The 10,036-nt window shown below is 68.4% G+C and carries 7 protein-coding genes and 1 pseudogene; 3 read left to right on the top strand and 5 right to left on the bottom strand.

Annotated features, from left to right (window positions below):
* The coding region (sepH, locus tag AC1D1W_RS18420) for a septation protein SepH (protein WP_476944448.1) at positions 1-1,383 on the top strand (1,383 nt) is incomplete at its 5' end.
* 54 nt (positions 1,384-1,437) lie between these two features.
* On the opposite strand, the gene AC1D1W_RS18415 is transcribed toward sepH, so the two are convergent.
* From AC1D1W_RS18415 to AC1D1W_RS18405, 3 genes are all read right to left on the bottom strand, one after another.
* Positions 1,438-2,727, bottom strand: a complete 1,290-nt coding sequence (locus AC1D1W_RS18415) for an alkaline phosphatase family protein (protein WP_476944447.1) — start codon at positions 2,725-2,727, stop codon at positions 1,438-1,440.
* A 1-nt stretch (position 2,728) separates the two neighbouring features.
* Positions 2,729-3,472 (bottom strand): DUF5998 family protein, encoded by a 744-nt coding sequence (locus AC1D1W_RS18410; RefSeq protein WP_223917079.1) that lies wholly within the window; start codon positions 3,470-3,472, stop codon positions 2,729-2,731.
* Positions 3,473-3,552: 80 nt separating this feature from the next.
* Positions 3,553-6,264 (bottom strand): bifunctional acetate--CoA ligase family protein/GNAT family N-acetyltransferase, encoded by a 2,712-nt coding sequence (locus AC1D1W_RS18405; RefSeq protein ID WP_476944446.1) that lies wholly within the window; start codon positions 6,262-6,264, stop codon positions 3,553-3,555.
* Between the two features lie 67 nt (positions 6,265-6,331).
* Between AC1D1W_RS18405 and AC1D1W_RS18400 the strand changes: the two genes are divergently transcribed.
* Positions 6,332-8,860: a DNA gyrase/topoisomerase IV subunit A gene (locus AC1D1W_RS18400; protein WP_476944445.1), complete on the top strand. Its 2,529-nt coding sequence runs from the start codon at positions 6,332-6,334 to the stop codon at positions 8,858-8,860.
* A gap of 120 nt (positions 8,861-8,980) precedes the next feature.
* On the opposite strand, the gene AC1D1W_RS18395 is transcribed toward AC1D1W_RS18400, so the two are convergent.
* Positions 8,981-9,364 carry a VOC family protein gene (locus tag AC1D1W_RS18395; RefSeq protein WP_476944444.1) on the bottom strand — a complete coding sequence of 128 codons (384 nt, stop codon included), beginning with the start codon at positions 9,362-9,364 and terminating at the stop codon, positions 8,981-8,983.
* A gap of 174 nt (positions 9,365-9,538) precedes the next feature.
* Positions 9,539-9,796, bottom strand: a complete 258-nt coding sequence (locus tag AC1D1W_RS18390) for a metal-sensitive transcriptional regulator (RefSeq protein WP_476944443.1) — start codon at positions 9,794-9,796, stop codon at positions 9,539-9,541.
* Between the two features lie 124 nt (positions 9,797-9,920).
* On the opposite strand from AC1D1W_RS18390, the pseudogene AC1D1W_RS18385 reads away from it, so the two are divergent.
* Positions 9,921-10,036, top strand: a pseudogene (locus AC1D1W_RS18385) (rhodanese-like domain-containing protein); the annotation flags it as partial.

Raw genomic sequence — 10,036 nt, 5'->3', positions numbered from 1 at the left:
CTCCTGTTGAGTGGCACCGGCGGCGAGATGTTCCAGCTGCCGATCGATGAAGCACTTCGGGTGGCAGCCAGCCGGACGTCGGCGAAGACCGCGTCCAGCGCGGCCGCACCCCCTATTGCCATGTCGCCGCGCGACATCCAGACCAGGATTCGCAACGGGGCCACCGCCGCCGAAGTGGCGGAACTGTCCGGAATTCCGCTGGAGAAAGTCCAGCGCTATGAGGGCCCGGTCCTGGCCGAACGCGAGTACATCGCGCAGCAGGCCCGCAAGGTGGAGGTCGCCTCCCCCGCCCCGGGCCACGACGCCTACCGGTCGGTGTTCGGTGAAAACCCGGCGTCCCTCAGCGAGATGGTGGAGCACCGGCTCAGGGCCTACGGCGTCGAGCCCTCAACACTTGAGTGGGATTCCTGGCGACGTCCCGACGGCAGCTGGAACGTGGTGGCCCGCTTCGAGCCCAAGCCCGGCGGCCCGGCCGGTATCGGCGAGGAGCCGCCGGCCCTGTGGACCTTCCATCCCGCCCGGAAGACCCTGCAAAACGCCAACCGCTGGGCCCAGCAGCTGAGCGAACTTGAGCCGCTCGAAGGCCCCGTGCCGACCCGGCGCCTTACCGCCGTCTCCGACCGGCCTTTCGACTTTGAAACCGATGCCGAGGCAGCGGCCCGCACAGCGACCGGCCAGCACAGCATTATTCACCAGATGCTGCTCCAGCAGGACAGGATCCACCAGGAACAAGACGCCGACGGGCTGCTGGACATGCTGCGTTCCCGCCGCGGACAGCGGATCGGCGTGGACGAGGACGCGGACGACGCCCTTGCCACGCTCCTGACCACCGGCGTCCCCGCGGCCCACCCCCGTCCCTCGGAGGTCCCGGAAGCAGCCGGGCTTCCGGCAGCTGTGGAACCGGATGCCGTCCCCGAATCCGCTGCGGAGGGCGATCCCGCCCCGGCCCAGACCGACCCGGCCCTCATCAACCCCGGCCTGCCGGACGTTCCGGCAGCGGAGGCAGCCGCCCCGTCAGAAACCGACTCCTTCACGCGACGGCGCGACGGCAGGCCGTCGATGCTCTCGCGGCTGAGCCTCGCACCGCGCCTCCCGGAGGAGGACGATGCCCTGAAACTGCACGACGGCGTCAGCACCGAGACCCGGGAAGTCACCATCGCGGCCTCGCAACTGCGCCCGGCCCCGAAGAGCGGCCCGACGGCGAGCCCGGGCCTGGATGAATTGATCGGCGGCGGAACTTCCCGGCGGCAGCACCGCGAATCCCACGCCGCTGCCCGGAACGAGCCCGGAACGGACCAGCCCGAGCGCCAGCCGGCCAAGCCGAAGCGCTCCAGCGTTCCGAGCTGGGACGAAATCGTCTTCGGAACCCGCAACGACCAATAAGAGCCGGGCCCGCGTTTCCGGCAGGGATTTCCGTCCCGAATTCAGGCGGGAACGTCAGCCGCGGGGCGCTTTTTTACCGTCGGCCTGGAAGTAGAGCAGCGGGACTTCCCGCTCGGCTTTCGTCAGGGAACCGTGCTGGCCCACAACCTCAAGGGCAGTGGGCCGGACCCTGCGTGTATCATAAAGCGCCAGCGCGTCCCGGGCCGCGATCATGACGTCGCCGATCCGCGAGACGGCCTCGGCCCGCACGTCGCCGAACAGGCCGCCCGCGATCGCTTCCTCACGGGTGAAGGCCCATATTCTGTCCCCGAAACGGGACCGCCAGTTGGCCAGCAGGCGGCCGCGGGCGGCGTCGTCCGTCCTATCCTCGAGGTAGAGGTGGACCATGCGCGGCTCTCCAGCGGTGTGCCGCACGCCGGCGAGCAGCGCCGGCTCCGCGGAGTAGTCGATCCGCTGCGATTCGGGCACGTCCACCATTCCGTGGTCCGCCGTCAGCAGCACCGTGGTGCCGGCCGGCAGGGTGGCGTTGAGCCGGCGCACCGTGGCATCGAGTTCTTCCAGCTGGTGCTCCCACTGGGCTGACTGGCAGCCGTGGCGGTGCCCGGCCTTGTCGAGCTCATTGACATAGAAGTACATCAGCGAGGGACCGGCGCTGGCCATGGCCTCGGCGGCAGCTTCGGTCCGGGCGTGCGACGTGGTTCCGGTGAGGAAGCGGCCTCCGCGGAGCGCGGCCTCGGTCATGGCCGAGGTGCTGAACTGCGGCAGGCTGACCGTCGTGACATCGACGTGTTCCGCGGCCCGTTCGAAAACGGTGGGGAACGGCTGCCACGTCCGCGGGTCCACGCCGGCGTCCCAGTTGCCCAGCATGTTCACTACCCGGTCCTGATCCGGATCCAGGACGTCATAGCCCACCATGCCGTGCTGGCCCGCCGACAGTCCGGTGCCAAAGCTGGCGAGGGATGCCGCGGTGGTGGACGGGAACGCCGAGTCCAGCGACACGGGCACCTGGCCCTGGCCGGCCTGCTGGACCGCACGCAGGAACGGGGTGTGGGCGCTCTTCTGCTTCAACAGGTTCCGGCCCAGCCCGTCGGCCAGCACCACGCACACGCGTTTGGCGGCCGGAAGGTTCAGTTTGTTCTCAAAGCCCGGGACACCCAGGCTGGCGGCGGCGCTGGTGAGCACCTCGGCGATGGAACGGTGTCCGAACGCCGGGGCGGCCGGGAGCGGGGACGGACCAGCGCCGGCGGCCAGCGGGACGGCGGCGGCGTCGGCGGCCAGGGAGGGAGCCAATACCGGGATTGACAGCTGATCTTCGGCGGGCTCAGGCTGACGGAGATGGGCCATGTCAGCGCTGGTGGCCGCGGCTGAGGCGGTTTCCGAACACGCCCATCCGCGGTCGGGGCGGCAGCCCGGGCCCGTTGTGCGGCACCGGCGCCGCGGAGCCGGTGTTCACGGCACGGAGGGCGCGGGCGAAGAGCTTGGCGTCCTGTACGGCCTGCAGGCCGTCCGCTTCGGCGCTGATGCGCAGGACGATGTCTTCCTGGGCAATGGTGCCGCTGTAGCCGTGATCGGCCTCGCACTGCGGGTCCCCGCAGCTGGCCGGACCCATGTCGAGGCGCTGGCCGCCGGACCATGCAATGGACAACGTCAGCTCGCGGACAGGGTCGGAAGGCTTGTAGTCCTGCGGCTGGGCGTAGACATAGCTCAAGACCACCGAGCGGATCTGGGTGACCGGAACGGACTCGGTGGACACCTGGGCGACGGTCTGCTCGCCGGCCTCGTCGAGCTGCTGGTCGTCGACATGGGTGATGACCAACATGTCGTCGGTCAACACCAGAACGGTGATGTGGCGGCGGACCTCGGCCCTGTCGAAGTGTGTCTCGAGATGTACGAGGTGGGCCACGCAATCACGGCCATCCAGGGCATCGGCGACGACGTCGGCCACGAGCCGGGGGTAAAAACCGGCCTGCTGGAGGGCCCCTTCCAGGCTCTGGCCCTGCGCACTGTGGTCATGGAGGCCGTGGTGGTGCGCGGTCTGGCGTGCGGGGGCGGTCGCCAGGGGCTTGGGTGCTGGAGGCTGGGTGCTCATAGTCTCCATTTTCACAGATCAGCTGGGGACTTGCTAACTGCCGGGCCCCGGACACGGGCTGCAGCCCGGGAGGTTCGACCCTAACTGCGCATCGCCCGGCGCGCACTGTCGGTCCGCTGGGCGGCGTTCGCGATCCTGACATCGGCGGCCAGGATCGAGGCACCATCGGGCCCGGCGAGGACGGGATTGAAATGCACCAGCGCGATCTCCGGGTGGTTGTCCTTCAGCCTGGTGAGGCGGGCGGCGAGGTCCTCGAGCGCCGCGACGTCGACGGCGGGCAGGCCCTGGTAGCCGAAAAGCTTCCGCGACGCCCGGGGCGCCCGGATGAAGTCGTGGACGTCGGAACCGGAGAGCGGCGGCACGCGGTGGGCCCAGTCGTCGAGCAGGTTCACGGCGTCTCCGGCCAGGCCAAAGGAGATCACCGGCCCCAGCAGCGGGTCTTCGATGGCGCGGAAAGTGCAGGCCTGCCCCACAGGCACCATGGTCTGCACTTCCAGGGACGGCGAGCCGTACCGCTCGAGCGATTTGCGCATCTCCAGCACGTTGCGCCGCAGCGAATCGGCGTCCTGGATGTCCAGCCGCACACCTCCCAGGTCCAGCCGGTGCCGCAGCGCCGGGTCCGTGGTCTTCAAGGCCACGGGCCAGCCGAGCTGCCCTGCCGCGGCCACGGCCTCCTCCGCCGTCTCGAACCCGACGGACGGGACCAGCCGGATGCCGTAGTGGCCCAGCAGCCGGGCGGCCGTGTCCTGGTCCAGCCGGACGAGCTGCTCGCCGCCCACATCGCGCAGAAGGACCTCCAGGTCCGCCCGGGCGGGCTCCGGGTGGCACCCTTCGGGTTCCACGAACAGGCCCTGGTCCCGGTCCAGCCATTGGGCGTAGCGCACGACGGCGGCAAGGGCCGCCACCGCCGCACCCGGGTTGGAGTAGCACGGGATCGGCGGAGCGGGGGCGGGCTGGTGGGGCTGGTCAGGTTCGGCGCCGACCATGCCCTCCACATAGATGGAGGGATCAAGGATTCCGCTAAAGGCGGCAACCACCGGCTTGCCGGCTGCCGCGGAGCATTCGGCCAGCACGCCGGCGATCTTTTCGACGGTGAGACCGTGCGCCGGCAGCAGCGCGACCACCGCGGCGTACACCGTGTCCGCGGTCAGGGTTTCCTGCAGGCTCCGCCGCAGGGCCGGCAGTGCCCGCGACATGCCCGCGTCGAGGTCGACGTCGGTTACGATCCGTTCCACGCCGAGCCCCTGGCGGGCGGCACTGTCCGCGACCACCTTGCCAAGGGCGCGCGAGTTGCTGAAGACGGCGATGCCGGGGCCCCCGGGCAGCGGCTGGCTCGAGACGATCTGGGCGACGTCCATGAGCTCTTCGATGGTCTCGACCCGGATCACCCCCGCCTGCCGCATCATGGCGTCCAGCGCTTCCGAGGGCGCCTGGGTGGTGCGGACGGCATGACCGGGCGGCAGGTTCAGGCCCATGGCGTCGGACTTGGCCACAATCACCGGTTTGGTGCGGGCAAGGCGGCGGGCCAGCCGGGAGAACTTGCGCGGGTTGCCGATCGATTCCAGGTACAGGCCCACCGCCGTGGTGTCGGCGTCGTCTTCCCAGTACTGCATCATGTCGTTGCCGGAGACGTCGGCCCGGTTGCCGGCCGAAAGGAAGGTCGAGATGCCAACCCGGCGCCGGCTGGAGGCCGCGTAGAGGGAGACGCCGATCGCGGCCGACTGGCTGAACAGCCCCAGGCCGCCGCGGCGGGCCAGGGCCGGTGCCATCGAGGCGTTGAGGGACACGGCCGGGTTGGTGTTGACGATGCCCAGGGACGCCGGGCCGATCACGCGCATGCCGTTCTCCCGGGCCTGCCGGACCAGTTCGCGCTGGCGCGCCAGGCCGCGTTCGCCGTCGTCCGCGTACCCAGCGGTGGCCACTACGATTCCCTTGACCCCGGCGGCCGCGCATTCCTGGACCACCTTGGGGACCTCGTCGTACGGTACCGCGATGATGGCGAGCGTGACCGGGCCGGGAACCTCGGAGAGCCGGGCGAAGGAGAGCATGCCGGCCAGTTCCAGGGCCTCCGGGTTGATCGCATAGACCGGGCCGCTGAAGCCGCCTTCGATGACGTGCTCGAGCAACTGGTAGCCCACGGTGCCCCATTTGCGGCTGGCTCCGATCACGGCCACGGACGCCGGGGCGAGCAGTTCCTGGATACTGCGGGCCTCGGCGCGGTGCTCGCGGGATTCCATCACGGCGCGGGATTTGTCGGTGGGGTCGATGTTGAACTCGAGGCTGACGACGCCGTCGTCGAAGTGGCGTTTGACGTCGTAGCCGGCGTCGGAGAAGACCATGAGCATCTTGCGGTTCTCCGGAAGCACCTCGGCACTGAACTTGCGGATCCCGTTCTCGCGGGCCGCGGCGGCGAGGTGTTCGAGCAGGATCGAGCCGATGCCGCGGCCCTGATGGGCGTCGGCGATGTTGAAGGCGACCTCGGCCTCGGCCGGGTCATCGAGCCGGTCGTAACGGCCGATGCCCAGGATTTCGCCGCCGATGGTGATCACCAGGGCCACCCGGTCCTTGTAGTCCACCTCGGTGAAGCGCTTGAGTTCCTTGCTGGAAAGCTTGGACTTGAAGGCGAAGAAGCGCATGTAGATGGACTTCTGGGACTGGCCCACGTGGAAGGCCTGGACCGCATCTGCATCGGAGGGGTGGATGGGGCGCACATGCGCCGTGCCGCCGTCGCGCAGGACAACATCGGCTTCCCAATATTCCGGATATACGCCGTCCGCCGGCTGATCCACCATAGGCTTAGCCTAGTCATAAACTTACGCAGTACCCGTTCAGCACCCCTCAGAAGGATCCACCAGCCTTATGGCACGCCGCCAAACCACGCCCCCGGCAGGGGAACCCAGTCAGGATTTCGTTGAGAACATCGTCGATATCGATGTCACGTCCGAGATGGAAGGCTCATTCCTCGAATACGCCTATTCGGTGATTTATTCGCGGGCCCTTCCCGACGCCCGCGACGGCCTGAAGCCCGTCCAGCGGCGGATCCTCTACATGATGTCCGACATGGGGCTGCGCCCGGACCGCGGCCACGTCAAGAGCGCCCGCGTGGTGGGCGAGGTCATGGGCAAGCTGCACCCGCACGGTGACGCCGCGATCTACGACGCCATGGTGCGCATGGCCCAGGACTTTTCCCTGCGGCTGCCGCTGATCGACGGACACGGCAACTTTGGCTCGCTCGACGACGGCCCGGCGGCGCCCCGCTACACGGAAGCCCGGCTGGCGGCCGCGGCCCTGACCCTCACCGACCACCTCGACGAGGACGTCGTCGATTTCGTTCCCAACTACGACAACCAGCTGACCCAGCCGGACGTGCTGCCGGCCGCGTTCCCCAACCTGCTGGTCAACGGCGCGACGGGCATCGCCGTCGGCATGGCCACCAATATGGCCCCGCACAATCTGGTGGAGGTCATCGCCGCGGCCCGGCACCTGATCGACAACCCGGACGCCACGCTCGAGGACATCATGAGGTTCGTCCCCGGCCCGGACCTGCCCACCGGCGGCCGGATCGTGGGCCTGGACGGCATCCGCGACGCCTATGCCACCGGCCGCGGCTCCTTCAAGACCCGGGCAAAGGTGGACATCGAGCAGCTCTCTGCCCGCCGCACCGGCCTGGTGGTCACGGAACTGCCGTACATGGTGGGCCCGGAAAAGGTGATCGAGAAGATCAAGGATGCCGTCAACGGCAAGAAGCTCACCGGCATCAGCGACGTCGTGGACCTCACCGACCGCAAGCACGGCCTGCGCCTGGTCATTGAGCTCAAGAACGGCTTCAACCCCACTGCCGTGCTCCAGCAGCTCTACCGCTACACCCCGATGGAAGACTCCTTCGGCATCAACAACGTGACGCTCGTCGATGGCCAGCCGCAGACCCTCGGGCTGCTCCAGCTGCTCTCGGTCTACGTGGACCACCGGATCAACGTGGTCCGGCGCCGCACCGCGTTCCGGCTGGGCAAGAAGAAGGACCGCCTGCACCTGGTCGAAGGCCTCCTGGTCGCGATCGTGGACATTGACGAGGTCATCCAGATCATCCGGTCCTCCGACGAGGTGGCCGAGGCCCGTACCCGGCTGATGTCCATCTACGATCTCTCCGAGATCCAGGCCAACTACATCCTGGAACTGCGGCTGCGGCAGCTGACCAAGTATTCGCGGGTCGAGCTGGAGAAGGAGCAGGAGGAGCTCCGCCGGGAGATCGCGGAGCTTGAGGCGATCCTGGGCTCCCCCGTGCTGCTCCGTGCCCTGGTGTCCGACGAACTCGGCGAGATCGCGGAGAAGTACGGCACACCGCGCCGGACCGTCCTGCTGGAATCCGAGGCCGTCTCCCCCACCGTCGCCGCGGCACTGGGCGCAGCCGCCGGGGCCAAGGGCAAGGCCGCACCGCTGGCCCTTGAGATCGCGGACGATCCTTGCTGGGCCATCCTCACCGTGTCCGGACAGATTGCCCGCACCGCCAACCAGGACAGCCTGGCCGAGGCCGGACCGCGGACCCGGCATGACGTTTTCTCCTCCGTGGTCAAAACCACCGCCCGCGGCGAGATCGCCGCCGTGACCTCGCAGGGCCGCATGCTGCGCCTGCAGGTCATGGACATGCCTGTGCTGCCGCCAACCTCGGGTACCCCCAACATGGCCGGCGGGGTAGCGGCCAAGGATTTCATCACTCTGCTCAAGGGGGAATCACTGGTGGCCTTCGCACCGCTGGACCAGGTCCTGGCAATCGGAACCGCCCAGGGCGTGGTCAAACGGGTGCAGCCGGACTATCCGCTGAACCGCGAAGACTGGGAAGCGATCGCGCTCAAAGACAAGGACACCGTGGTGGGCGTTGCCCCCGCCGGGTCCGACGACGACGACCTCGTCTTCATCACGCGGCAGGCCCAACTGCTGCGCTTCAGCGCCTCCGCCGTCCGCCCGCAGGGCCGGACGGCCGGCGGCATGGCCGGGATCAAGCTGGCCGCCGGGGACCGGGTGATGTTCTTCGGGACCGCCAGCGCCGCTGACGCCGCCGCCGTCGTCGTGACCATCGCGGGGACCGAAGGCGCGCTGCCGGGCACAGCCCCCGGGGCCGCGAAGGTCACCGCCCTGGCCGAGTACCCGGTCAAGGGCCGGGCGACTGCCGGGGTGCGGGCACACCGTTTCCTCAAGGGCGAGGACACGCTGCTGCTCGGCTGGGCTGGGCACGGTCCGGCCAAGGCGTCCTCCCTGGCAGGTGTGGCGCGCTCACTCCCCGGCGAGCATGGCCGCCGCGACGGCTCCGGCATTCCGCTGTCCCAGGCAATCGACGCCATTGGACCCAGCATGGCGTGGTCAGAGGACCCGGAAGCCGGCAACGACACGTAGGTCCGCGGACGAACGAAGCCCGGCCGGCGGCGCTGTCGCCCGCCGGCCGGGCTTCGTGATCCGGCGTTGCCTCCGGCGATCTCAGTCCCGGAAGCCTTGCCTGCATCCTGTGTGCCGGCGCTAGGGCATGTGGTTGAGGCTCAGGATGTTGCCCTCCGTGTCCAGGAACCACGCGGCCGAGCTTCCGTCCGGAGTGGTGGCGATGCCGTCCTCCGTTTTTAGGCCCGGGAAGTCGTATTCTTCGAAGACGACTCCCTTGGCTCGGAGTTCCGCAACGGCACCCGGAAGGTCCTCGACCACCCAGCCGATCTGCGTGTTCTTGGCCGTTCCGGCATTGGGCGTCTGGTACAGGAGRAACCYGGTACCTCCGCCGCACTTGTACTGCAGGTTGTCCTCGGCATCCGCGTTCTCGGGTTCGAGCCCGAGCTTATCGCGGTAGAAATCCCGTGCACGCGCGATGTCCGCTGCCGGTAGCACTGCGCCGACTTGCTTGTCCTTGAGCATGGCTATTCTCTTTCCAGGCCCGCCCCCCGGAAGGAATGATACTCCTCCATATCCCCCACGTACCTGAGAAACCGCGACGCTGATTTCCTTGGCCGGCGGGGGCATTGGTGGGGGAACGGCCCCGACACGGCGCCCTGATGTCCGCCGCTGGTTAGGCGAGATGTCCCCTGTTGGTCAGGCGAGGGAGAGGAAGAGCCTTTCGAGCTCCTTCCGGTCCATGGTGGTGTCTTCGCGGACGAGGCATTGCTCAAGTCCGCTGGCGATGATCGCGAATCCGGCCTTGTCCAGAGCCTTCGAGACGGCCGCCAACTGCGTGACGATTGCCCTGCAATCCCCGCCCTCCTCCAGCATGCGGGTCACAGCAGCGAGCTGTCCCTGGGCGCGCTTGAGGCGGTTGACCACAGGGGTTAGTTCAGTCGGATCGAGTTGCATGAGGTCTCCAAAGGCGTAGGTGGCTTGCCATCACCTTATACCCCACCGGGTATTTTGCATACCCCTATGGGTATCTGCCATACTCGGTGGGGTACTCACCCACGACCCCTTTCGAGAGGCCCCCATGATTTCGCCTTCCACCGCCATTTCCGCTCTCGCTCCGGAGACCTTGCGCAGCTGGGTCACCGAGCATCAGGACCTCATGATCATTGACGTCCGCTCGGCCGCTGAGTTCGAGTC

The sequence above is a fragment of the Arthrobacter sp. P1_B4 genome, from assembly GCF_056406555.1.
Note: the sequence above shows the minus strand (reverse complement) of the source record. Positions and strands in the feature narration are given on the sequence as shown.

What these genes read in the sequence shown, in the direction of transcription:
- AC1D1W_RS18415 (WP_476944447.1), bottom strand. Translation starts at nt 2,727, where the DNA reads ATGGCCCATCTCCGTCAGCCTGAGCCCGCCGAAGATCAGCTGTCAATC.
- AC1D1W_RS18410 (WP_223917079.1), bottom strand. Translation starts at nt 3,472, where the DNA reads ATGAGCACCCAGCCTCCAGCACCCAAGCCCCTGGCGACCGCCCCCGCA.
- AC1D1W_RS18405 (WP_476944446.1), bottom strand. Translation starts at nt 6,264, where the DNA reads ATGGTGGATCAGCCGGCGGACGGCGTATATCCGGAATATTGGGAAGCC.
- AC1D1W_RS18400 (WP_476944445.1), top strand. Translation starts at nt 6,332, where the DNA reads ATGGCACGCCGCCAAACCACGCCCCCGGCAGGGGAACCCAGTCAGGAT.
- AC1D1W_RS18390 (WP_476944443.1), bottom strand. Translation starts at nt 9,796, where the DNA reads ATGCAACTCGATCCGACTGAACTAACCCCTGTGGTCAACCGCCTCAAG.